The 22,087-nt window shown below is 75.3% G+C and carries 21 protein-coding genes and 1 pseudogene; 12 read left to right on the top strand and 10 right to left on the bottom strand.

What is annotated here, in order from left to right:
* Positions 1-60: 60 nt before the first annotated feature.
* From R4Z62_RS31145 to R4Z62_RS31135, 3 genes are all read left to right on the top strand, one after another.
* Positions 61-717, top strand: a complete 657-nt coding sequence (locus R4Z62_RS31145) for an HAD family hydrolase (RefSeq protein WP_064536746.1) — start codon at positions 61-63, stop codon at positions 715-717.
* A 120-nt stretch (positions 718-837) separates the two neighbouring features.
* Positions 838-2,139 (top strand): aromatic acid exporter family protein, encoded by a 1,302-nt coding sequence (locus R4Z62_RS31140; protein WP_491521550.1) that lies wholly within the window; start codon positions 838-840, stop codon positions 2,137-2,139.
* A 314-nt stretch (positions 2,140-2,453) separates the two neighbouring features.
* The gene (locus R4Z62_RS31135; protein ID WP_382850458.1) at positions 2,454-3,428 is read left to right on the top strand and encodes an SDR family NAD(P)-dependent oxidoreductase; all 975 of its coding nucleotides are present in this window, start codon (positions 2,454-2,456) and stop codon (positions 3,426-3,428) included.
* 66 nt (positions 3,429-3,494) lie between these two features.
* On the opposite strand, the gene R4Z62_RS31130 is transcribed toward R4Z62_RS31135, so the two are convergent.
* Entirely contained in the window at positions 3,495-4,328 is an 834-nt protein-coding gene (locus tag R4Z62_RS31130) for an alpha/beta fold hydrolase (RefSeq protein WP_389595019.1), read from the bottom strand.
* A 274-nt stretch (positions 4,329-4,602) separates the two neighbouring features.
* Here R4Z62_RS31130 and R4Z62_RS31125 point away from each other — a divergent pair, with 274 nt between their 5' ends.
* On the top strand, positions 4,603-5,631 hold the full coding sequence (locus R4Z62_RS31125) for an SDR family oxidoreductase (protein ID WP_491521549.1): 1,029 nt from the start codon (positions 4,603-4,605) through the stop codon (positions 5,629-5,631).
* A 131-nt stretch (positions 5,632-5,762) separates the two neighbouring features.
* Here R4Z62_RS31125 and R4Z62_RS31120 read toward each other — a convergent pair whose 3' ends face one another.
* From R4Z62_RS31120 to R4Z62_RS31110, 3 genes are all read right to left on the bottom strand, one after another.
* Positions 5,763-5,963 carry a hypothetical protein gene (locus R4Z62_RS31120; protein WP_491521548.1) on the bottom strand — a complete coding sequence of 67 codons (201 nt, stop codon included), beginning with the start codon at positions 5,961-5,963 and terminating at the stop codon, positions 5,763-5,765.
* A gap of 242 nt (positions 5,964-6,205) precedes the next feature.
* Positions 6,206-7,225, bottom strand: coding sequence for a DUF6624 domain-containing protein (locus R4Z62_RS31115; RefSeq protein WP_491521547.1), 1,020 nt, complete (start codon positions 7,223-7,225; stop codon positions 6,206-6,208).
* A complete protein-coding gene (locus R4Z62_RS31110; protein ID WP_382852565.1) occupies positions 7,222-7,731 on the bottom strand; it encodes an ATP-binding protein in 510 nt (169 codons plus the stop codon). Before R4Z62_RS31110 ends, R4Z62_RS31115 begins: the two co-directional genes overlap by 4 nt.
* Before the next feature lie 351 nt (positions 7,732-8,082).
* Here R4Z62_RS31110 and R4Z62_RS31105 point away from each other — a divergent pair, with 351 nt between their 5' ends.
* From R4Z62_RS31105 to R4Z62_RS31095, 3 genes are all read left to right on the top strand, one after another.
* Positions 8,083-8,949, top strand: a complete 867-nt coding sequence (locus tag R4Z62_RS31105; RefSeq protein ID WP_355479067.1) for a Sco1979 family transcriptional regulator — start codon at positions 8,083-8,085, stop codon at positions 8,947-8,949.
* A gap of 4 nt (positions 8,950-8,953) precedes the next feature.
* Positions 8,954-9,217, top strand: coding sequence for a DUF397 domain-containing protein (locus R4Z62_RS31100; protein ID WP_018568512.1), 264 nt, complete (start codon positions 8,954-8,956; stop codon positions 9,215-9,217).
* Between the two features lie 407 nt (positions 9,218-9,624).
* Positions 9,625-10,434 (top strand): SAM-dependent methyltransferase, encoded by an 810-nt coding sequence (locus R4Z62_RS31095; RefSeq protein ID WP_382847365.1) that lies wholly within the window; start codon positions 9,625-9,627, stop codon positions 10,432-10,434.
* A 31-nt stretch (positions 10,435-10,465) separates the two neighbouring features.
* Here R4Z62_RS31095 and R4Z62_RS31090 read toward each other — a convergent pair whose 3' ends face one another.
* Positions 10,466-11,755, bottom strand: coding sequence for an ROK family transcriptional regulator (locus R4Z62_RS31090; protein WP_064536739.1), 1,290 nt, complete (start codon positions 11,753-11,755; stop codon positions 10,466-10,468).
* 111 nt (positions 11,756-11,866) lie between these two features.
* Positions 11,867-12,796 (bottom strand): DUF3626 domain-containing protein, encoded by a 930-nt coding sequence (locus R4Z62_RS31085; RefSeq protein WP_491521546.1) that lies wholly within the window; start codon positions 12,794-12,796, stop codon positions 11,867-11,869.
* Between the two features lie 110 nt (positions 12,797-12,906).
* On the opposite strand from R4Z62_RS31085, the gene R4Z62_RS31080 reads away from it, so the two are divergent.
* The 4 genes from R4Z62_RS31080 (at position 12,907) to R4Z62_RS31065 (ending at position 17,165) form a co-directional block, all read left to right on the top strand.
* A complete protein-coding gene (locus tag R4Z62_RS31080; protein ID WP_355479070.1) occupies positions 12,907-13,401 on the top strand; it encodes an FBP domain-containing protein in 495 nt (164 codons plus the stop codon).
* Between the two features lie 119 nt (positions 13,402-13,520).
* Positions 13,521-14,774 carry an FUSC family protein gene (locus tag R4Z62_RS31075; protein ID WP_491521545.1) on the top strand — a complete coding sequence of 418 codons (1,254 nt, stop codon included), beginning with the start codon at positions 13,521-13,523 and terminating at the stop codon, positions 14,772-14,774.
* 54 nt (positions 14,775-14,828) lie between these two features.
* Positions 14,829-15,851, top strand: coding sequence for a hypothetical protein (locus tag R4Z62_RS31070; RefSeq protein ID WP_491521544.1), 1,023 nt, complete (start codon positions 14,829-14,831; stop codon positions 15,849-15,851).
* Between the two features lie 159 nt (positions 15,852-16,010).
* Positions 16,011-17,165 carry a lactonase family protein gene (locus tag R4Z62_RS31065; protein ID WP_491521543.1) on the top strand — a complete coding sequence of 385 codons (1,155 nt, stop codon included), beginning with the start codon at positions 16,011-16,013 and terminating at the stop codon, positions 17,163-17,165.
* Here the strand turns inward: R4Z62_RS31065 and R4Z62_RS31060 are convergent.
* Complete coding sequence (locus R4Z62_RS31060; protein WP_491521542.1) at positions 17,133-17,858, bottom strand: DUF2470 domain-containing protein; 726 nt, start codon at positions 17,856-17,858, stop codon at positions 17,133-17,135. The genes R4Z62_RS31065 and R4Z62_RS31060 overlap by 33 nt on opposite strands.
* Positions 17,859-18,047: 189 nt before the next feature.
* Entirely contained in the window at positions 18,048-18,659 is a 612-nt protein-coding gene (locus R4Z62_RS31055) for a TetR/AcrR family transcriptional regulator (RefSeq protein ID WP_064536734.1), read from the bottom strand.
* 142 nt (positions 18,660-18,801) lie between these two features.
* On the opposite strand from R4Z62_RS31055, the gene R4Z62_RS31050 reads away from it, so the two are divergent.
* Positions 18,802-20,343: a cytochrome P450 gene (locus R4Z62_RS31050; RefSeq protein WP_064536733.1), complete on the top strand. Its 1,542-nt coding sequence runs from the start codon at positions 18,802-18,804 to the stop codon at positions 20,341-20,343.
* On the opposite strand, the gene R4Z62_RS31045 is transcribed toward R4Z62_RS31050, so the two are convergent.
* On the bottom strand, positions 20,305-21,153 hold the full coding sequence (locus R4Z62_RS31045) for a pentapeptide repeat-containing protein (protein WP_491521541.1): 849 nt from the start codon (positions 21,151-21,153) through the stop codon (positions 20,305-20,307). The genes R4Z62_RS31050 and R4Z62_RS31045 overlap by 39 nt on opposite strands.
* Positions 21,154-21,163: 10 nt before the next feature.
* Positions 21,164-22,030 (bottom strand): annotated as a pseudogene (locus R4Z62_RS31040) (alpha/beta fold hydrolase).
* Positions 22,031-22,087 lie beyond the last annotated feature (57 nt).

Raw genomic sequence — 22,087 nt, 5'->3', positions numbered from 1 at the left:
GGTACCCGGACGGACCCCGCGCGCCCGTGAGGAGAGCGCGCAGCGAAGAGAGGATCCCGGATGGACCGTGCCGCCCTGTTCGACGTCGACGGAACGCTCGTCGACACCAACCACCTCCATGTCGTCACCTGGTGGGAGGCGTTCCGGCAGGCGGGCCACCGGGTCCCCATGCACGCCGTCCACCGCTCGGTGGGCCTCGGCTCCGCCGATCTGATCGCCCATCTCCTCGGCGACGACCGCGACAAGGACGAGGACGACGCGCTCGCCGCCGCGCACAGCGCGCTCTACGGGCAGTACTTCGACCGGCTGCCCGCCTTCGCCGACGCCGGGCGGCTGCTGCGCCGGCTGCACGGGGACGGCTGGACGGTGGTCCTCGCCACCTCGGCGAGCGGCCCCGAGCTGGGCGCGCTGCGCCGGGCCATCGACGCGGACGACGCCATCGCCGGCATCGCGAGCGCCGACGACGTGTCGGCGGGCAAACCCGCTCCCGAGCCGGTCGAGCACGCCCTGGAGCTGGCCGGGGCGCCCGCCGGAGACGCGGTGTTCGTCGGCGACACCGTCTGGGACATGCGGGCGGGCCGCCGGGCCGGGGTGCGGTGCGTGGGCGTGCTGAGCGGGGGCATCCCGCGTGCCGACCTCCAGGAGGCCGGCGCGGACACGGTCTACGACGATCCCGCGCACCTGCTGGCGTCCCTGGCGGACAGCCCGCTGGCCTGAGATGCCCGCACAGCACGTCGGCGGACGGCGGACCGCGCCCGCCCGGAGCGCCCGCCCGGCGAGCGCAAACGTGACATGTTCCCTGCTCAAGACACCGGCCGGAGCGGATACCCGGGCACCATGACGGGCGCAGCGCAGACTCCAGATCCCACGTCCCCGCCGGACTCCCCCGCCCCGCGCGGCGGCGTCCTGTGCCGGGCGCTTGCCGTCGGCCGGCTGCTCGGCGGCCGGACCTGGCACGCCGCGCGGGAGGAGGCGTGCCGGGCGGGGCGCGCCCTGCGCGCGGTGGCGCGCGGCCCCGGACGGGAACGGGACCTGGTCGTGCAGTCCCTCAAGGCCGCCGGGGCGGCGCTGCTGGCCTGGGTGGTGGCGAAGATCTGGCTGGGCGACCCGATGGCGCTGATGGCGCCGTGGGTGGCGCTGGTCATGGTGCAGGCCACGGTGTTCAGCTCGCTGCTGCGGGCGGGGCAGCAGTGCACGGCGATCTTCGCGGGGACCCTGCTCGCCTCCGCCGCGCAGGCGCTCACCGGGGACACACTGACCGCGCTCGCGCTGTCGCTGCCGGTGCTGATGCTCCTGGCGAACTGGTCGCGCTTCGGCGACCAGGGGGTCTACGGCGCCACCACGGCCGTGTTCACGCTGGCCACGGGCAGTGTGTCGGCCGCCTCGGTCGGGCACCGGCTGGGGCAGACGGTGCTCGGCGCGGTGATCGGTCTCGCCGTCAACGCCTTCGTCCTCCCGCCGATCCATCTGCGTGACGTGCGGGAGAACCTCGCCGCGGTCGCCCGGGAGGCGGGCGACCTGCTGTGCGCGGTGGCCGGCGGGCTGCGCGACGGCGACTGGGACGAGGGCACCGCCGCCGAGTGGTCCCGGGGCTCCGCCCGGCTCGAACGCCAGCTGGAGACCCTGCACTCGGCCCGTCGCTGGAGCCGGGAGAGCCTGCGGCTGACCGCCGGTCCGCTGCGCGCGCTGCGCAGGCCGCCCGCGCCGGTGCCGCCCGAGACGGAGGACGACCGCTGGAGCAGGGTCACCGGGCACGTACGGGCGCTCACCCGGACGCTCGCGGTCGCGGCCGACGAGAACCGGGCGCCTGCGGCTCCGGAGCCCGGGGTGCTGCGGACGTACGCCGGTCTGCTGGAGCTGGTCGCCGGGGCGTGCCACGCGGAGGGTGCCCGGCTGCGCGGTGAGCGCCCCGCCGACCCGGGCGCGTACCCGGACGGCGGGCGGGCCGAGGAGGACCGGCGCGCGCTGCACCGGCGGTTGCAGGACGGGCTGCGCGAGCAGGCGGGGCGGGCGGCGGCCCCGGTCACGGTGCTGGGGTCGCTGCTGCTCCAGGCGGAGAGCCTGTGGGCGGAGACCGTGCCCGGCGCCGCCTCCGGCGCCCCGGTACCGGGTACAGCACCGCGTACCCCTGCGGAGTGACCCGGATCACCGCAAAACGAGGCAGAGACCGGAACACCGGACCCCCTTGGCCCGTTGAACCAGGCGTGGGTGCGGATGGGACAGTGTCCCCGGGCCTCACCTATTGCCCACAGGGACGATCGTTCGGCTGAAGCCCTGTGGAGCGTCTCGCCGAGAGGCGACCGCCATGCGTGCCCACACCAGGACCGCCCCGGCCGTGATTCCCCCGTCCGGCCGGGGCTTCCCTTTTTTCGCTCCTTCCCCAGCCCCCGGTGCCGGTGTGTCCGGCGTGCGCGCTTGACTTCGAGAGCGCTCCAATCCGTAGCGTTCCGGGCATGACCACCACGCCACAGCACAAGATCGGTTCGGGCTTCGGGGCGGCCGGCACCGCCGCCGACGTCCTCAGCGGCATCGACCTCACCGGAAAGCTGGCGATCGTCACCGGCGGATACTCCGGCATCGGTCTGGAGACCACCCGGGCACTGGCCGCGGCGGGCGCCCGCGTGGTCGTCCCCGCCCGCCGTCCCGCGACCGCCCGCGAGGCGCTGCACAACATCGAGGGCACCGAGACCGACACGCTCGACCTCGCCGACCTGGACAGCGTCCGGGACTTCGCCGGACGCTTCCTGGCCTCCGGCCGCACCGTCGACCTCGTCATCGACAGCGCCGGTGTCATGGCCTGCCCCGAGACCCGGGTCGGACCCGGCTGGGAGGCGCAGTTCGCCACCAACCACCTCGGCCACTTCGCCCTGGTCAACCGCCTCTGGCCGGCCATCGAGCCGGGCGGTGCCCGGGTCGTCTCGGTCTCCTCGCGCGGCCACCACTTCTCCCCGATCCGCTGGGACGACGTCCACTGGCGCGAGGGCTACGACAAGTGGGCGGCCTACGGCCAGGCCAAGACCGCCAACGTCCTGTTCGCCGTGCATCTGGACCGGCTGGCCCGGGACCGCGGGGTGCGCGCCTTCGCCCTCCACCCGGGCGCCATCATGACCCCGCTCCAGCGCCATCTGACCCGCGAGGAGATGATCGAGCGCGGCTGGGTCGACGAGAACGGCGTCCCGCTGAACCCCCGGGGATTCAAGACCCCGCAGCAGGGCGCGGCGACCCAGGTCTGGGCCGCGACCTCGCCCCGTCTTGACGGGCTCGGCGGTGTCTATCTGGAGGACTGCGACATCGCCGAGCCGGTGCCCGACGAGGGCATGCACAGCGGCGGGGTCAAGCCCTGGGCCACCGACCCGGGCCAGGCGGCCCGGCTGTGGGCGCTGTCGGCGGAGCTGACGGGGACGGACGCGTTCGCGGACCGCGCCTGAGGCCGTACGGCGGCGGGGCCGAGCGAAGGGCCCGGCCCCGCCGGCGCACCGCCCGGCCCGGCCCGCTCAGGACGTCGCGAGGAACGCCCGCAGGTCCGCGTTGAGCCGGTCCGCGTGGGTGACGTACAGCCCGTGGCCGCCGCCCTCGTACTCCTTGAGCACACTGCCCGGTACCAGGGCGGCGGTCCGGCGGCCGGTCCCCTCCAGCGGGGCGGACGTGTCGTGGGTGCCGTGCACGACGAGCAGCGGCAGGCCGAGCTTGGGCAGCTCCTGGGCGAGATCCACCGTGGCGACCAGCTCGTTGACGGCGTCCGCCGCGCGGGGGGTGCAGGCCAGGGCCTGGTCGACGACGTGCCGGACGTAGTGCGGCGACACCTCGTTGCCGGTCACGTCGAGCGCGAAGTACGGGCCGGCCCCGTCCTCGTAGAAGGCCGCCCGGTCCTTGCGGAACACCGCGCGGCCGGCGCGCATCACCTCCGGGTCCCAGCCCTCCGGGTGCTCGGCCGTGCGGACCACGCCCGGCGCGATGCCCGCGACGAAGGCGACCCGCGCGACGCGGTCCGTGCCGTGCCGGGTCAGGCAGCGCACGATCTCCGCACTGCCCAGCGAGTGCCCCACGAAGGTGACCTCGCGCAGGTCCAGGTGGTCGAGGAGGCCGTACAGGTCGTCGGCCAGGGTGTCCAGGTCGTAGCCGTCCCACACGTCGTCCGAACGGCCGTGGCCCCGCCGGTCCAGCCCGACGCAGCGCACCCCCTCACCCGCCAGCGGCAGCGTCTGGAACTCCCACATGCCGGTCCCGAAGTAGGCGCCGTTGACGAAGACCACCACGGGCCCGTCCACCGGACCGTGGTCGACGTAGTGCAGACGGGTGCCGTCGGCGGGGCTCGTGACGTACGGCATGGGGACCTCCCGGAGTGCGGTGCGGGCTGTGCGGTGACGTGATGTCGTCCGCTGCCCATGGTCGCGGCGTGGCGGGCGCGGGTCGATGACGTCGGAGGTCATGCCGGGCGGGACCGAGGCGGGAACGGGACGGGAACGGGAGGGAACGGGAGGGAACGGGACGGGAGAGGCTCCGCGGGGGCGTGCGCACGGGCGGGCGCGGGGCGCGCGGGTCGACGGCCGGGGACCGGGTACTCGTGCCCCGCACTCGACCGTCTTCCGGAAGGAGCCGAACGTGAGCAGCGTGTCGGGCAGCAGGGTCGTCGTCACGGGCGCCACCGGCAATGCCGGTACCAGCGTGGTCCGTCTGCTCTCCGAGGATCCGGAGGTCGCCTCCGTACGGGGCCTGGCCCGCAGGATCCCGCGGTGGTCGCCGCCGAGGACGGAGTGGGCGCGGGTGGACATCTCCTCCGAGCAGGCGCCGCTGGCCGAGCAGTTCGAGGGCGCCGACGCCGTGATCCACCTCGCCTGGGCGTTCCAGCCGACGCACGATCCGGCGACGACCTGGCGCACCAACGTCCTCGGCGGGATCCGGGTCCAGGAGGCGGTGGCCGCCGCCCGGGTGCCGGTGCTGGTGCACGCCTCCTCGGTCGGCGCGTACTCGCCGGGTCCCAAGGACCGCGCCGTGGACGAGTCCTGGCCGACCCACGGCTGGCCGGACGCCGCGTACACCCGGGAGAAGGCGTATCTGGAACGGTCCCTCGACACCTTCGAACGGGACCACCCCGATGTGCGGGTGGTGCGGATGCGTCCGGGGTTCCTGTTCAAGGCGGAGTCCGCGAGCGAGCAGCGGCGGATCTTCGGCGGGCGGTTCCTGCCGGGTCCCGTGGCGCGGCCCGAACTGCTGCCGTTCCTGCCCGACGTCCCCGGGCTGCGGGTGCAGGCCCTGCACACCGACGACGCGGCCCGCGCCTACCAGCTGGCGCTGCACCGCGAGGTGAGCGGCGCCTTCAACCTGGCCGCCGATCCGCCGCTGGACGCGAAGGTGCTCGCCGAGATGCTGGGCCTGCGGCCCGTGCGTCTGCCGCGCACCGCCGCCCGTTCGGCCATCGCGGCGGCCTGGGGGCTGCATCTGCTGCCCGCGTCCCCGCACCTGTTCGACGCGGTGCTGCGGCTGCCTCTGATGGACTGCACCCGGGCGCACACCGAACTGGACTGGCACCCCCGCTACACGGCGATCGACGTGATCCAGGAGTTCCTGCGCGGGTTGCGGCGCGGCGAGGGCGCGGACACCGAACCCCTGCGGGGGCGCAAGGTCGGATGAGCCCGGACGACCGGACTCGGCGGTCCGCCCCCGGCCGGCCGGTCCGCCCTCGGTCGGCCGGGGCCGGGGACACGGGCTCAGGACCGTGCCAACCGTGTGTCACCGTGTGTCAGGGGGCCGTGGGGCAGGGGTCAGGCGGGCGGCTCGTCCGGGCCGGGGTGTTCCTCGTCCGACGTGGGGATCTCGTCCGACGTGGGGACCTCGTCCGCGGGGGGCTCGCGCCGGGGCTGCCCTGGGCCCGCCGCGGTGTGCGCCGTCTCCCAGGGGTCCTCGTCCGCCTGGGCCTGCTGGTCCGGCATGTCCCGGGGGACGGGCGGGCGGTGTGCGGTCACGGTGTGCTCCCTTCTCCGGCTTCTCCGGCCTGCGCGTAACGGTCCGCGCGTCACCCGGCGGCCGCGGACCTCTTCGGTCTGTCGGTCTGTCGGCCTTCAAGGTCTCCGTCCGCCGCCGGGCCGAGGCGCGGGTACCTCCGTACGGGCCCGCGAAACCCCGCCGACCTGCGGAAGTCCCGTCGGCCAGGGCCGCTTGCCCGTGACCCGATCGGGCCGCCCTGTCCCCCGGTCGCGGCGCCGGGTCAGCCGCGCAGCCGCAGCGCCCGCATCTGCTCCTCCATCGGGCCGAGGCCGACGTCCTGGCGGCGCTCGTCGAGGGTCTCGGGCAGCCGGACCGGGTACGGACGCAGGGTCACCGGATTGATCCGCGTCCCGTAGAACTGCGGTTCGCCCAGTTCCACGGCGCAGTGGTCGGCGATGTAGGCGAGGTGGACGGCCGGGGTGCGGCCGTCGGCCGTGGCCTGCGCGATCAGGTCCCGGCAGCGCAGCCGCAGGTCCAGCCGGGGCGCGTGCAGCAGGATCATCAGCGCCGCGGTCGACGCCTCGGCGCCCACGGCGGCGGCGGCCGGCCAGCCGTGCCGGCCGACGATCCCCGCGAGGGCGTCCGCGTTGTCCCGGTGGCACTCGACGACGCCGCGCCTGCGCTGCGGTGTGGGCGCGGCGCCCGCCTCACGCGTCAGCCGCCGGTCGCGCTCGGCCCGGCACAGCAGGTCCTGGACCACCGCCGCGGTGAAGGGCGCGGTGGCGGTCTCGCCGGGCTCGTCCCGCTCCCCCGGCACGGCGTCCGGCACGGGCCGCCCGGACTCCCCGGCGCTCCCCCGGGCGGCTTCGGCGCCGAGGGCGTCGGCCGGAACGTCGGCCGACGCGGGGGCCGACGCGGGGTCCGCCGCGTACAGCGCCGACAGGGCGCGCCGCAGCCGCCCGTCCGGCAGCGCTGCGGTACGGCGGTCGCCGGGGCGGCCGTCGCCGGTGTCACCAGTGCCCGCGCCCGTGCCGGGGCGGGGGGCGCGGGCCGCCGCGGTGTCCGCCGCGTACATCGCCGTCAGCGCCTGCCACAGGCGCCCTTCCAGGGCCGCCTGCGCCGCCCCGGGCACCGTCTCCCCGGCCGTCGCGTCGGCCGCCGGCCCGTCCGGGGCGGCGGTGCCGGGCTCCGGTGCGCGGGGTGGCTGGGGTGCGTACGCCCGGTCGCCGCCCGGCGCCGGGACGGCGGCGCGGGCCACGGTGTCCGTGCCCGCGTGCGCCTGTGCCGGGTGGTCCGTCATGACGCGGCACCCCGCAGGGACAGCGTGAACCAGACCCGCTTGCCGCGGTTGCCGGGTTCCGGGGGCGCCAGGCCCCAGTCGTCGGCGAGGGCGGCCACGATGGCCAGCCCGCGCCCCGACTCGTCGGCGGCGTCGGCCGCGCGGCGCCGGGGCAGCACGGGCGACCGGTCGGCCACCGTCACCCGCAGGGTGCGGGCGGTGCGTTCGATGGTGAGGGTGACGGTGTCGCGCGGGCCGCTGCTCGCGTGGCTGACCGCGTTGGCGAACAGCTCGTCCGTGGCGAGGACCGCGCTGTCGCACTGGTCGGCGGTGAGCCGCAGCCGGGCGAGGTGCTGGGTGACCAGACGCCGTACCGCGGAGGCCCAGGAAGGGTCGGCGGGCACGGTGGAGCGCAGCCGGGGCGGTTCGGCCGCCCGGTCCGGGACGCGGGCGGCGGCCGGGGGCTCCTCCAGCGGCTGCGCCGGTGCGTGCGGGAGACCGCCGTGCGGTGCCCTGGATCCGGTCATCGGGCCTCCCGGCACCCCGTCGTGGCGCGGCCCGCGCCACCGGCCCCGGCCGGACTCTCCTCGCGGCTCGTGGGCTGTCCGTCGGTCACGGTGGTCATCCAGCTCTCGCCTCGCAGTCCCGTGCGGCCGAGGACCGCACCGCACCTGTTGGAACGTCAGTTCCCATACCAGCACCGCGAGTTGATCACCAGACGGCGACCCGGATGCCGGCTTCCCGGATCACTATGATGTGGCACACACTCGGCTCGCAACCTGCGTTCTGATAATTTCAGACAGCCCCGCATCACTCTGTTCGAGTCGTCCGGCGCGTGACACACTGCACGCTGTGACAGCCGCTCCGGGAGGTCAGAGGTGAGTGAGAACCGCTCCGGCGGCAGCGCACCCACCGTTCTGCGGATGGTTCTCGGCAAGCGCCTGCGGCAGCTGCGCGAACGCGCGGGTGTGTCCTTCGAGGAGGCGGCGCGCGCCATCGAGGTGACGCCGCTGACGGTGCGCCGCATAGAGAAGGCCGAGGTCGGCCTGCGTATCCCGTACGTGCGGGAGCTGCTGCGCGCCTACGGTGTCCCGGACGCCGAGATCGACGACTTCGCCGCCCTGGCGCGCGAGGCCAACAAGCCCGGCTGGTGGTACAAGTACCGCGATGTGCTGCCGGAGTGGTTCAAGGCGTATGTGAGCCTGGAGAGCGAGGCCAGCGTCATCCGCCTGTACGAACCGCACTACGTGCCGGGGCTGTTGCAGACGTTCGACTACGCCGTCGCGCTGATGCGCGTCGGTTTCCCCAACGAGTCGAAGGAGGAACTCGCCCGCCGGGTGGACCTGCGCCTCAAGCGGCAGGATCTGCTGGCCCGACCGGGCGCCCCCGCCGTCTGGGCCATCCTGGACGAAACGGTGCTGCGCCGTCCCGTGGGCGGCGCCGAGGTGATGCGCGCTCAGGTGGACCGGATCCTGGAGGCCCTGGAGACCCCGAAGGTACGGATCCAAATCATGCGTTACGCCGTGGGGGCCCACCCGGGCGCCTACGGACCCTTCCACCACTTCCGCTTCGGCTTCTCCGAACTGCCCGACGTGGTCTACACCGAGAACCTCGCGGGCTCGGTCTACTACGACCGGCCGGAGGACGTCGTCACCTATCTCGAGGTACTGGACCGGATGTCCGTGCAGGCCGAACCGGTCGCGCGGACCAAGCACATCCTGGCCGAACTGCGTAAGGAGTTGTGATCCCATGGCATCCACCGCACCCCGGACGCCCGCCCCTTCGGTCCGCAACGGCATGCCCGCCGGCGAACTGGGCACCGAGGGCTGGCACAAGCCCTGGAGCGGCACCAACGGCGGCTCCTGCGTCGAGGCCAAGCGCCTGCCGGACGGCAGGATCGCCGTACGCCAGTCCACGGACCCCACGGGACCCGCGCTGATCTACACCCGGGACGAGATGGTCACCTTCCTCGCGGGCGCCAAGGCGGGGCTCGCGGACTTCCTGGTCGACTGACCGGAGCGCGCGGCGGCCGCCGTGCCGGGGACCGCTCGCTTCCCCCCTCCCCCGCCACCCGGCGCCGCGCACTCCGCATCCCGCGATCCCGCAGGACCCGGGCCGCGGGCGTCCCCGGGCCGCGGCCGAACCCGGCCCGGCCCGCCCCGGCCCGCCTCGCGGGGCCACCCGCACGCCACCTCCCGCCGTGCGGGTGGCCCCGCTCCCGGCGGCGGACACCGCCCGGCGCGCGGCCCCGCGCCGGCCCGGCCCCGCCGAACCACTGGTGCGCCCCGGGCGCCACCCCCTCGGTGCCCCTCGCGCCCCCCCGTGCCCCGTCTCGCATCTCGCGCCTCACGAACCACCGTTCGGCGCAAGGTCGTTGACGGTACTTTGAACCCCCGCGTGACGTACGGCAGGAGACCCCCATGACCAACGGCCGCCCCACCCCCGACCAGGACGCGCTGTCCAAGATCGACACCTCGGTGCCCCACTCGGCCCGCATCTGGAACTACTGGATGGGCGGCAAGGACAACTACGAGGTGGACCGGATCGCGGGCGACGCCTACCGCGAACACGCCCCCACCATCGAGACGATGGCCCGCGCCTCGCGGGAGTACCTGATCCGCGCCGTGACCCATGTGGCCGGCGAACTCGGCGTGCGCCAGTTCCTCGACATCGGCACCGGCCTGCCCACGTACGACAACACCCACCAGGTCGCCCAGCGCATAGCCCCCGAGGCGCGCGTCGTCTACGTCGACAACGACCCGCTGGTGCTCCGCCACGCCCAGGCGCTGCTCACCAGCACGCCCGAGGGCGTCACCGAGTACATCGACGCCGATCTGCACGACCCCGCGACGATCATCGAACGCGCCGGGCGGATCCTGGACTTCGAGCAGCCGGTCGCCCTGATGCTCATGGGCATCCTCGGCCACATCCAGGACTACGAGGAGGCGAAGTCGATCGTCCGCCGCCTCCAGGCCGCCCTGCCCTCCGGCAGCTACTTCGTCCACTACGACAGCACGGACACCGACCGGGCGCTCAAGGAGGCCCAGCAGGGCTACGACGACACCGGCGCCGTCCCCTACGTGCTGCGCAGCCCGGAGCAGGTCGCCGCCTACTACGAGGGCCTGGAGCTGCTGGAGCCGGGCATCGTCTCCTGCCCGCTGTGGCGCCCGGCGCCCGGCACGGCGCCGAAGCCCACCGACATCCACGGCGGGGTGGCCCGCAAGCCGTGACGGCGGGGCCGGCTGCCGGGAGGGCGGGCTGCTACGGCCTGCGCTCCTCCAGGGCCGTCTGCCAGGCCGGCGGGCGGGCCTCGGGCACCGGTGCGGCGGGGCGCCCGCCGCGGGCGAAGAAGTCGGCCAGCGGCAGGATCGCCGCGCCCACGGTGACCGCGTCCGGGCCGAGCCGCCCCAGTTCGACGGTGACCCGCTCGGCGGGGTGGCGCAGGGCGTAGGCCGTGGCGTGGCGGCGTACCGCCGGCAGGAAGCGGGCGCCGAGCTGGAGGCCCGCCCAGCCGCCGATGAGGATGCGCTCGGGCTGGAAGAGGTTGATGAGGTCGGACAGGCCCGCGCCCAGGTACTCGGCGGTCTCCTCCAGCACGGCCAGCGCGACCGGGTCGGCCGCGGTGCCCTCGGGCGGGTAGGCGGCGGCCAGCATCGCGGTCAGCGCGGTCTCCTCGTCGGTGCCGCCCGGCGGCCGGCCGCCCTCCTCGCGCCAGCGGGCCAGCAGCGACTCGGCGCCCGCGTACGCCTCCAGGCAGCCGAGCGCGCCGCACCGGCAGCGGCGCCCGCGCACCCGTACCGTCAGATGCCCCCACTCCACGGCCCGGCCCCGCTCCACCTCGGGCGTGACCAGGCAGGCGCCGACGCCGGAGCCGAAGAGCACCACGACCGCGTTGCCCGCGCCGCGTCCGGCGCCGAACCACATCTCGGCCTGGCCGAGCGTCTTGGCGCCGTTGTCGATGAAGCAGGGCACGCCGTCCGGGAGGTGCGCCCCGGCGCGCAGCAGCGTCTCCAGGGGCACCGCGTCCCAGCCGATGGTCTGCCCGTGCACGACGGCGCCCCGGTCCTCGGTGCGCTCGACGATGCCGGGGACGCCGATCCCGACGCCCAGCAGGCGCTCGGGGGCGAGCCCGGCCGTGCGCAGGACCTCGGCGATGCCGTCCCCGATGTGGCCGGTGATCACGTCGACGTCGTAGCGCTGCCCGGTCAGCGGCCGTTCGGTGCGCGCCAGTTCGGTGAGGGTCAGGTCGAACAGCTCGACGCGCACCCGGGTCTCGCCGACATCGACGCCGATCATGTGGCCGCTGGCCGGGACCACGCGCAGCAGGGTGCGCGGGCGCCCGCCGTCGGAGTCGACGCTGCCGGCCTCCTCGACCAGTCCGTCGGCGACCAGGTCGGCGACGACATTGCTGATCGAACCCGAGCTGAGGCCGGTGGCGGGGCCCAGTTCGAAGCGGCTGAGGGGGCCGTCGAAGTACAGCCGTTGCAGGACGGCCGTGCGGTTGGCCCGTCTGAGATCGCGCACCGTGCGCCCGTTCCGCCCCGCCGCCATGTGGCTCCCTCGTCCTTGCACGCGTGCCCTGTCCCGCCCTGTCCGACCTGCAACATACCGCCGGGGGCCGGTCCGGCGCGACTTCCCGTCCCCCTTAGGTCAGGCAATAAATTAAGGCGTGGCCGGTTCCGTGGCGGGGTCCGGCCCGGCCGCGGCGCCCGCGCGGGGCAGGCAGGCGGTGCCCGCTCCCTCGGGCGCTCCGTGCCGGGCGAGCAGGTGCCACACCTTCTTCAGGTCCTGTGCCGCGTGGCGGCCGGTGCGGGCGGCCTCGCCGATGATCCACGGGTCGAGGTGCCCGTCCCGGGCGATCCGCGCCCCGAGCGCGGTGTACTCGGCGCCCCGGTAGTCGCCGTGGCGGCGCAGTTCCCGCACGGACAGCCGGTAGCCGGGGTGCCAGGCGAGCGGGCAGGGCAGGTCCCGCGCGTCGGCCTCGACGGGGGTGCCGCGGTAGCTCGCGTCCAGGACCAGGACCTCCACGTCCCGGGCGAGGTCGACGCCGCCGTGCACCTGGGCCTCGACGTAGTCGTCCAGGGCGTCCCGCTCGTCGGCCTCGGCCAGGGCGGTCAGGCCCAGGGCGGCGGCGGTGCCGAAGTCGGCGGGCTCGGCGGCGCTGTCGGGGTAGCAGAAGGTGGCGCGGGCCAGGGCCGCCGCCGTGAGCCGGAAGTGCGAGGACCCGAACCGGGGTGCGGCGCCGACCACTTGGCGGCGGAAGTCCAGCGCGCCGTAGACGGGCCGGGCGGCCGCGGGAGCGGTGTCGTAGGCGCCGCCGAAGATGCGGTGCTCCCAGCGCCAGCGGTCCCCGCCGGGGCGGGCGGTGAGTCCGCCGTTGCTGGTGCCGGTGACGAACTGCGAGTGGTACGCGCCGTCCCGGGCGAGCGCCCGCAGCAGGGGCAGGCCGCCCGAGAGCCGGTCGGGGTGGAAGTTGAGCGTGATACGCAGGTCAGGTGCGAGCGCCGGGCCCGCGGACCGTGCCGCCACATGCGTGATTGCCGCGCGGGCCGCCGGTGGCAGCGCCGGCCCGGCACCGCTGCGGATATTCATTGGATCCCCCTCCTGCAACCTGCTTATCCTAGCCCTGAACCTAAAAGCCTTAGGCATCGGAGCCGTGGTCCGTCCCGGTGCCCGATCCGCCCAGCCACCCGGAGCCTTTCATGAGACCTCTGTCCGAGCAGGACATCCGCGCCTGCTTCGTCAACTGCTCCAAGGGCGAGGCCAAGCGGCTGGCCGTCCCCCGCGACCTGGCGGAACGCCCCTGGGACGACCTCGACTTCCTGGGCTGGCGCGATCCGGGCGCGCCCGACCGCAGCTATCTGGTCACCGAGCGCGAGGGCCGCGCGGTGGGTGTGGCGCTGCGCTTCCCGGCCTCGCAGCGCGGCTTTCTGCACCGCAGCATGTGCTCGCTGTGCCTGACCACGCACCCGGGCGGCGGGGTCTCCCTGATGACCGCCCGCAAGGCGGGCACCGCGGGCCGCGAGGGCAACTCGGTCGGTCTGTACATGTGCACCGACCTGGCCTGCTCGCTGTATGTGCGGGGGAAGAAGGTCCCGCAGAACGGCACCCGGTTCGAGGAGAGCCTGACAGTGCAGGAGCAGATCGCCCGGACCAACGGCAATCTGGCCGCCTACCTCGACAAGCTGTACGCCTGACGGCCGCGCCCGGCCGCGCCCGGCCGCGCGCCGGGCCGCTCGCGCGGTCCGCCGCGCGGACGGCCGTACCCGGCGGACGTGACGTTCGACGCGTCCGCGAACGGGGAACAGCGCAAGGGATGCACGATGTGAGCGAGTCGATGTCGTCCCTCGTCCGGCTGGTGAAGCGGCACCGGGACCCGGTGGTCGTCCAGGCGCTGCGCTCGACGGTCGCGGCCACGATCGCGTACGTGATCGCGAAGTGGCTGAGCCCGGAGCCGGCGCCGCTGACCGCACCCCTGACGGCCCTGCTGGTGGTCCAGGTCACCCTGTTCGCGACGCTCCAGACCAGCGTCCGCCGGGTGAACGCGGTGGTGGCCGGTGTGGTCGTCGCCATCCTCTTCTCCCTGCTGGTGGGCCTGACCTGGTGGAGCCTCGCCCTGGTGATCCTGGCGGGTCTCGGGGTGGGCCATCTGGTGCGGGTGGACGAGTTCGTCGCCGAGGTGGCGATCAGCGCGATGCTGGTCCTCGGCGTCACCACCGTCGGCAGCACGGCCTGGGCGCGGATCGTGGAGACGCTGATCGGCGCGGTGGTCGGCATGGGCTGCAATCTGCTGCTGGCTCCCCCGGTGTGGACGGAGCACGCGGGCGAGTCGATCGACGGGCTGGCCCGCCGGATGCGGCGGCTGATGCTGCACATGGGCGAGGAGGTGGCGGGCGGCACCCCGGTGGAGCAGGCCGCCGCCCGGCTGCACGAGGCCCGTCGGCTCGACCACGACATCGCCGACGTGGACGCGGCGCTGCGGCAGGCCGAGGACAGCCTGCGGCTGAACCCGCGGGTCCGCGAGGGGCTGCTGCACCGGGTGGTGCTGCGCACCGGCCTGGACACGCTGGAGATCTGCACGGTGGTGCTGCGGGTCCTGGCGCGCACCTTCACCGACCTGGCCAAGGCGCGCGAGCCCAGGCCGCTGTTCTCGGCCCCGGCTGGCGCCCTGGTGCAGCAGTTGCTGTCCGAGATCTCCGACGCGGTGGTGAGCTACGCGGTGCTGGTGACCACCGATGTGAGTGTGAGCGCCGAGTCCGCCGAGTCCCGGCTCGCGGCCGAGCTGCGGCAGGCCGCGGCCACCCGCGACAAGCTGGCGGGGCAGTTGCTGGACGAGGTGCAGCACGACGCGAGCCAGTGGCAGTTGCAGGGCGCGGTGCTGACCGAGGTCAACCGCATCATCGACGAGATGGACACCGAGCACCGCACCCAGCGGCTGCTGGAGGAACTGGACCGGCACACCCGCGAGCAGCGCGAGCGCCGGTCGCGGCTGACCCGGATCGCGGACCGGCTGGGGGCGCCGGTGCGCAACCGCCGGAACCAGGAGGAGCCCGCCCGGCGTTCTGGCTGAAGGACGGCCGTTGCGGACGAGCGGCAGTCGACGGGACGGACGGGGAGGGCGCGGATGAGCGGCGCGGCGGTTCGGATCGACGAGGACACCTTGCATCTGCCCGGCGGTGTGGGCGTGCGGTTCGTGCGCACGCTGCGGCTGCCGGAGACGGGCACGCATCCGCTGCCGCCGGGGCTCGGCACCTTCCCGCTGCGGCGGGTCGCCGACCACGCCGACCGGGTGCCGGAGGAGATGCGGCGGCGCGGCGGTGTGCTGCTGCCGGTGTATCTGCGCGAGGCGATGTGGCTGCGGTTCCTGGGCACGCGGCCGGTCGCCGTGCAGGTCGGGGCGGGGAAGGTGTGCGCGGTCTCGGGCGAGCCCTGGAGCGGCCGGCTCGCCGGGGATCCGCAGAACTACGTGGTGGTGCCGCGCCAGCCCTGGCTGGACGGCGTCAACTCGGGGGCGGGCACGGTCCGGCAGTTCGTCGCGGTGCCGCTGGGCCTCGGGGCGACCGTGGAGGGCCAGGTCACCGGCGAGGAGGTCTGGGGCGGGGTGCAGTTGCAGTCGTTCCCGCTGGGCGCGGCGGCGCTGGAGCGGTGGCGCGAGGAGGAGCGGCGGGCTGTGCTGCGGCGGACGGCGGCGGGACCGCTCGCGGCTCCGGGGGCGCTCGCCGCGGGCGCGCCGCCGCCGGCGCCCTCGGCACCGGCTCCGCGGGGCGCCGCGATGGGTCTGGGCGCGGGCGGTTCGATGCGCCAGGAGGTGTACCGGGACCCGCGTCCGCTGAGCGACTGGGCGCCGCAGCCGGCCGGGCGGGTGTTCGTGCATCTGGTGACGCCGCCGCAGTGGCGGCACATCACCGGCGAGGCTCCCCCGCCCTCGCCGGTGGACCGTGCCGCGTACACCGCGGCCGGTCTGCCCTGGTACGACTACTTCGACGAGGACGCCGACGATCTCTCCCCCACCGACGCGCTGGCGGCGGTGCGGCCGGTCGGCGACTGGCTGGGCGAGGACCACGAGCCCTGGCAGCAGCCCGCGCCGGGGCAGGTCACCCCGCTCAAGAACGCCCCGGGCGATGCGGTGCAGGACGGCGACTGGTGACCCGCCCGTGCGTTGCATCGGATGCAACGCACGTTGCCACTCTTGCCCACCCGGGGTGGTCCGGTCCAAGGTGGCGGTGACGACCTCCTACGAGACCTGGGGTGCGGCATGGGCACTGGTGCGGGAGCGCCGGGCGGCCGGTGGAGCAGGCGGCGGCTGATGAGCGCCGTGTCGGGCGCCGCCGCGATGGCGGTGGTCCCCGCTCCGGCGCGCACGCCGGAACCGCCGGGGTCCGCGGCGCCGGCGGCGGCCGGGGAGGGCGCCCGCACGGCGAGGCGGCCGTCGGGGACCCGGCCGCTGTACCTCGGCACCTACACCTCGGGCGCGAACGGCGGCACGGGCATCGGCCTGGCGGCGTACGAGCCGGTCTCGGGTGCCGTGACCGGGCAGGGCGTGCTGACCGGCGTGCCCGACCCGTCGTATCTGGCCGTGCACCCGGACGGCCGCACCCTGTACGCGGTCGACGAGCGCGCCGACGGGGGTGTGACGGCGGTCCGGCTCGCCGACCGCGCGGTGCTGGGCACCCGGAGCACCGGCGGGGCCGGGCCCTGCCATGTGTCCGTGCATCCGGGCGGGCGCTGGCTGCTGAGCGCCAACTACACGTCCGGCAGTGTGGCCGTGCATCCGATCGACGGCTCCGGGGCGCTGGGCGAGCGCACCGCGCTGGTGACGCACTCCAGCCCGCCGCCCGGACCCGGCCAGCAGGGCCCGCACGCGCACCAGTTCACCACCTCACCGGACGGCGGCCATGTCCTCGCCGTCGACCTCGGCACGGACACGGTGTACTCCTATCGCCTGGACGAGCGCACGGGCCGGCTCGACGAGGTCTCCCGGGCCGGGACGCGGCCCGGGGCCGGACCGCGCCATCTGACCTTCCACCCGGGCGGCCGGTACGCGTACCTGGCCCACGAGGTGGACGACACGGTCGCGGTCTGCGCCTACGATCCGCCGAGCGGGCGGCTGACCGTCGGCGCGCCGCAGTCCTCGGGCTCCGGGGCGGGCACCAACTATCCGGCGCAGTTCCTCGTCACGGCGGACGGCCGGTTCGCCTATCTCGCCAACCGGGGCGACAACACGCTGGCGCGCTACGCCGTGGAGGCGGGCGGCGCCCGGCTGCGCCTGCTGGACACGGTGCCGGTGGCGGGTGACTTCCCCCGGCAGATCGCGTTCTCCCCGGACGGCGCGCTGCTGTTCGCGGCGAACCAGAGGTCGGGCACCGTCAGTGTCTTCCGCGTCGGGCGCCGGGACGGCTCGCTGCGTCTGGCGGGCGAGCCGTTCGCCTCACCCGTCGCCGTCTGCGCGCTGCCGCTGTAGCGGGCGCGGGCAGGCGGCGGCGCTGGCCTGGGCGAGCAGGACGTGCATCCGCTCGGCGAGCTGGGTGACGTCGTCGGCCGGGGTGTGGAAGGCCAGCCGTACGTCGCCCTGGCCGCGCACCCGTTCGATGCGCAGGGTGAGGCCGTGCCGGTCCACGGCGAGCGGGCGGACCCGTACGGCGCCCTGGAGGCTGTCGGCGGCGACGAGCCGGGTGAGGTGGTCCACCGCGTCGGAGTGCGCGTCGGCGAGGTGGGTGAGCAGCTGGGCCTCGGCGACGGCCAGCGGGTCGGGGGCCGCGGCGGCGAACTCGCCCGGGTCCACGGCGACGGCGTCGCCGGGGCGGCGCAGCAGCACGCGCCGGGGCCCGAAGTCCAGGTGGCCCTCGGCCCGGGTGAACCGGCCGGCCAGCCACAGCCGGGCGCGGATCCGGTCGCGCACCGGGACGGGTGCCACGTCGGCGAACTCCAGGACGCCGGGCAGTTCACCGCGCGGCGCGCAGAACGCCGCCGCGGCCAGGGGGCTGTCCTCGGGCAGCCGCAGCAGGACCCGGCCGTCCTCGGTGACGGTGTGCGCGCCGGTGAACTCCTCCCGGCCGCCCTCCGCGGTCACCGCGCAGGACCAGGCGGCGGCGAGCACCGAGCGCGCCCGCTGTGCCGCTCCGGGCACCGCCGTCCATGTGTGGCTGTCGCCCATCCGGAACCTCCTCGCTAGCCATCCATAAGGTAAGGCTTGCCTAACTTATCGAAGATCGGGGCGCACGCCAACCATGTCGGCCCGATACGGGCGCCAGGGAGGGGGCGCACGGAGGCGCGCGACGACCGGGACGGGGGACGGCGCCCGAGCGTGTCACGGGGGCGGCGGGACGGCGGCCCGGTCCGCCGGTCAGGGTGCCAGGACGCCCAGCAGCGCCCGTGCGCACAGGTCCCTGACCTGCGCCCGGGTCAGCTCGGAGCCGCGCAGCCACTCCAGGCAGACGGCGGTGGTGAAGGCCAGCCAGCCGCGGACGGCGAGCCGCAGATCGGGGCGGCGGGCGGCCGACGGGCCGAACTCGGGGTCGGCGTCCAGCGCGGCCAGGATCTGCCGCTCCTGCGCGGCCAGGGCGCGCCGGTAGACCCGGCGCACGGCCTGGTCGCCCGCCGCGTCCGCCCGGTGGAAGGCGCGGTAGCCGTGCGCGTGGGCGCTGACGTACTCCAGATAGGCGTCCAGACCCGCCGTCAGCTGCTCGCGCACGGGCACCCCGGGGACGGCCGCGGTCATCCGCAGCATCCGCCCGCTCTCCCGCTCCACGACCGCCGCGAAGAAGTCGCGCTTGGTCGGGAAGTAGTGGTACAGCAGGCCGCGCGAGACCCCGGCGATCTCGGCGACCTGCTCGATCCACACGTCGTCGTAGGGGCTCTCGGAGAACAGCCGCGCCCCGACGGACAGCAGTTGCTCCCTGCGCTCCCCCGTGCTCAGCCGGCGGCGCGTGCGCTGCTCCCCCTGGTTCGCGGCCATCCCCGCACTCTACTTGACGCGAGTTCAACAACGGGACCAGACTGGGAGCCGCTATTGAACCGACATCCAACACGCGCCGAGGGACCGGCACGGCGCCCGGCCGGGACCCCGGCGGGCCTGGGGAGAACGGGGAGCGCACGGCATGGCGGAGACCACGACCGGGACCGGACTGCCGAAAGGATTCCGCGACGCGGGGACGGGCTGGCCGCAGCTCGAACGGCTGCCGCACCCGGCGCACCGGATCCCCTTCCTCGGCGATGTGCTGGGGGTCGACCGCAGCACGCCCGTACAGGACTCGATGCGCCACGCCCGCGCGCTCGGCCCGATCTTCCGCCGCAAGGTGTTCGGCAAGGAGTTCGTCTTCGTCTGGGGTGCGAAGCTGGCGGCCGACCTCGCCGACGAGAGCCGGTTCGCCAAGCACGTGGGCCTGGGCGTCGCCAATCTGCGGCCGGTCGCCGGGGACGGTCTGTTCACCGCGTACAACCACGAGCCCAACTGGCAGCTCGCGCACGACGTGCTCGCGCCCGGCTTCAGCCGCGAGGCGATGGCCGGCTACCACCGGATGATGCTGGACGTGGCCGCCCGGCTCACCGGCCACTGGGACCGCGCCGAGGCCACGGGGAGCGCCGTGGACGTGCCCGGGGACATGACCAAGCTGACCCTGGAGACGATCGCGCGCACCGGTTTCGGCCATGACTTCGGCTCCTTCGAACGCGCCCGCCCGCACCCCTTCGTCACCGCGATGGTCGGCACCCTCAGCTATGCGCAGCGCCTCAACTCCGTGCCCGCGCCGCTCGCCCCGCTGCTGCTGCGCGGCGCGAGCCGCCGCAACGCCGACGACATCGCGTACCTCAACCGCACCGTGGACGACCTCGTGCGCGCCCGCCGCACGGGCAGCGGGAGCGGCGGCGGCAGCGGGGACCTGCTGGACCGGATGCTGGAGACGGCGCACCCGGAGACCGGGGAGCGGCTGTCCGACGAGAACGTGCGCCGCCAGGTGATCACCTTCCTGGTCGCCGGGCACGAGACGACCTCCGGCGCGCTGTCCTTCGCGCTGTACTACCTCTCCCGGCACCCGGAGATCGCCGCCCGCGCCCGCGCCGAGGTGGACCGGACATGGGGCGACACGGCAGCGCCCGGCTACGAGCAGGTCGCCAAGCTGCGCTATCTGCGCCGGGTGCTGGACGAGTCGCTGCGGCTGTGGCCGACCGCGCCCGCCTTCGCCCGCGAGGCCCGCCAGGACACGGTGCTCGCCGACGAGCACCCGATGCGGCGGGGCGCGTGGACACTGGTGCTGACCCCGATGCTGCACCGCGACCCCGACGCCTGGGGCGCGGACGCGGAGCGCTTCGACCCGGACCGCTTCGACGCGGCGGCGGTGCGCGGCCGTCCGCCGCACGTCTTCAAGCCGTTCGGGACCGGCGCGCGGGCGTGCATCGGCCGCCAGTTCGCGCTGCACGAGGCCACGCTGGTGCTCGGTCTGCTGCTGCGCCGCTACGACCTGCGGGCCGACCCCGCCTACCGGCTCAAGGTGACCGAACGGCTCACCCTGATGCCGGAGGGGCTGCGGCTGCGCCTGGAGCGGCGCACGGCGCCCGCCGGACGGGAGCCGGAGGCGCCGGTGGCGGTGGCGGAGGGCGGCGGGTCAGGGCCGCGCTGCCCAGTGCGCGGGGCGGGTGACTGACCCCGGCAGCCGGGTGCCCGCGGTGCCGCGGGCCGCGTTCAGCTGCGGCTGGGTCAGGAAGAACGCGCCGGTCAGGTCGGCGTCCGTGAGGTTGGTGTCGCGCAGATCGGCACCGATCAGGTCGGCGCCGCGCAGATCGGCGCCGGTGAGGTCGGCGGCGATCAGACAGGCGCCGCGCAGGCTGGCCCCGCGCAGATCGGCGCCCCTCAGCCGGGCCCCCACCAGGTCGGCGCCCCGCCGGTCCTTCTTCCGCCCGCGCACCCCGGCCCGCATCAGCTCGCTGGTGCGCAGCAGCAGTGCGTTCACGTCCTGCCGGTGGGCGTCCACGTCGAGTGCGGCCAGTTCGGCCGGCGGCAGCAGGGTCAGCTCCTCGGTGCGCTCCAGCAGGTCGCGCAGCCCGGCGTGGACCGGCCGGGCGGGGGCCAGGGTGAGCGCCTCGGTCAGATACCACAGCAGTTCGTGCAGATGCCGTACGACCGGGAAGGCCGCGGCCATCTCGCCGAGCGTGCCCGCGGGCTCCGTACGCCAGTCCCGGCCGCCGAAGGTGACCTGAGAGACCTTCTGGCCCGCACCGAAGCAGTCGTACACGGTGCAGCCCGGGTAGCCCTCCTGGCGGAGCCGGGTGTGGATGCCGCAGCGGTGGTCGCCCAGGAGGTTCGGGCAGGGCCTCCCCGCGGGCTTGTCGCGAGCGAAGTCCGCCGAGGCGGCGAAGGGCAGCGCGACACAGCACAGCCCGAAGCAGTTCGCGCAGTCGCCGCGCAGCCCGGACCGCGCACCGGCGTCGCGCCGCTCCCCTGTCTGATCTGCCATGTCCCCCAGCCTACTGATCCGCGCCGCGCCCCCGGACCACCGCCCGGCCGAGGAAGGGGGCGACGGCGGCGCGGAAGCGGGCCGGGTCGTCGAGCCACGGGAAGTGCCGGGCGCCGGGCAGGCCCCGCAGCCCGGCGCGCGGGAACAGCCCGGCGTACTCCGCCATGGCGGGCGGCGGGGAGTTCAGGCCGACCTCGCCGGCGAGCACCAGCACGGGCAGCGCGCCGAGCGCCGTCCGGGTGGCCTCCGGGTCGTACGCGCCGACGGAGCCGTAGACCGCGGCGGCCTCCGCGTTCTTCTCCTCGGCCCCGGCGGCGTCCAGCGCCCGCACCGCCTCGTCCCAGCGGCCGTGCAGGAGCGGGGCGATCGCCTCCCACCGCACCCGTGCCGTCCGGCCCGCCACGACCTCCTCCAGCGCCGCGTACGCCGCCGGGAACCACGGCTCGCGCGCCCGCAGCCGCGCGGTGGCGAGCCGTGCGTCGGCGCCGACCTCGATGCCGACCGCCACCGGGCTCGGGGTGACCAGCACCAGCCGTCCCACCCGGTGCGGATGGCGGGCCGCCCACAGCACCGCCAGGTCGGCGCCCGCGCAGTGCGCCGGCACGTCCGTCCGGTCCGGCCCCAGGTGCTCGCGCAGCGCCTCGACGTCGGCGACGAGCCGGTCGCAGCGGTACGTGACGGGGTCGCGGGGCGTCTGCGAGGCACCGGTGCCGCGCGGGTCCGCGAGGATCAGCCGCCGGTGCGCGGACAGCCCGCCGAGGTCACCGAGCTAGGCGGCGGCGCGCATCGGGCCGCCGGGGAGACAGACCGGCGGCGGCCCGTCGCCAACGGCGCGGTGAGCGAGGAGGGTTCCGTCCCGGGCGGGGTGGGTCGGCACGGCGACGACCCCGGCAGTGGCCGCCCGGGGGCACAACGGCTCTGTCCGCGGCGGCGG

It is taken from the genome of Streptomyces sp. PL-25 (assembly GCF_058344915.1).
This window is presented reverse-complemented; position numbering and strand designations above follow the sequence as displayed.

Bases quoted from the DNA above. Each gene is read 5' to 3' on its own strand.
- R4Z62_RS31065 (WP_491521543.1), top strand. From the start codon at position 16,011: ATGAGCGCCGTGTCGGGCGCCGCCGCGATGGCGGTGGTCCCCGCTCCG.
- R4Z62_RS31055 (WP_064536734.1), bottom strand. From the start codon at position 18,659: ATGGCCGCGAACCAGGGGGAGCAGCGCACGCGCCGCCGGCTGAGCACG.
- R4Z62_RS31085 (WP_491521546.1), bottom strand. From the start codon at position 12,796: ATGAATATCCGCAGCGGTGCCGGGCCGGCGCTGCCACCGGCGGCCCGC.
- R4Z62_RS31115 (WP_491521547.1), bottom strand. From the start codon at position 7,225: ATGACGGACCACCCGGCACAGGCGCACGCGGGCACGGACACCGTGGCC.
- R4Z62_RS31090 (WP_064536739.1), bottom strand. From the start codon at position 11,755: ATGGCGGCGGGGCGGAACGGGCGCACGGTGCGCGATCTCAGACGGGCC.
- R4Z62_RS31100 (WP_018568512.1), top strand. From the start codon at position 8,954: ATGGCATCCACCGCACCCCGGACGCCCGCCCCTTCGGTCCGCAACGGC.
- R4Z62_RS31045 (WP_491521541.1), bottom strand. From the start codon at position 21,153: ATGGCAGATCAGACAGGGGAGCGGCGCGACGCCGGTGCGCGGTCCGGG.
- R4Z62_RS31140 (WP_491521550.1), top strand. From the start codon at position 838: ATGACGGGCGCAGCGCAGACTCCAGATCCCACGTCCCCGCCGGACTCC.
- R4Z62_RS31135 (WP_382850458.1), top strand. From the start codon at position 2,454: ATGACCACCACGCCACAGCACAAGATCGGTTCGGGCTTCGGGGCGGCC.
- R4Z62_RS31075 (WP_491521545.1), top strand. From the start codon at position 13,521: ATGCACGATGTGAGCGAGTCGATGTCGTCCCTCGTCCGGCTGGTGAAG.
- R4Z62_RS31095 (WP_382847365.1), top strand. From the start codon at position 9,625: ATGACCAACGGCCGCCCCACCCCCGACCAGGACGCGCTGTCCAAGATC.
- R4Z62_RS31080 (WP_355479070.1), top strand. From the start codon at position 12,907: ATGAGACCTCTGTCCGAGCAGGACATCCGCGCCTGCTTCGTCAACTGC.
- R4Z62_RS31050 (WP_064536733.1), top strand. From the start codon at position 18,802: ATGGCGGAGACCACGACCGGGACCGGACTGCCGAAAGGATTCCGCGAC.
- R4Z62_RS31060 (WP_491521542.1), bottom strand. From the start codon at position 17,858: ATGGGCGACAGCCACACATGGACGGCGGTGCCCGGAGCGGCACAGCGG.
- R4Z62_RS31110 (WP_382852565.1), bottom strand. From the start codon at position 7,731: ATGACCGGATCCAGGGCACCGCACGGCGGTCTCCCGCACGCACCGGCG.
- R4Z62_RS31130 (WP_389595019.1), bottom strand. From the start codon at position 4,328: ATGCCGTACGTCACGAGCCCCGCCGACGGCACCCGTCTGCACTACGTC.
- R4Z62_RS31070 (WP_491521544.1), top strand. From the start codon at position 14,829: ATGAGCGGCGCGGCGGTTCGGATCGACGAGGACACCTTGCATCTGCCC.
- R4Z62_RS31145 (WP_064536746.1), top strand. From the start codon at position 61: ATGGACCGTGCCGCCCTGTTCGACGTCGACGGAACGCTCGTCGACACC.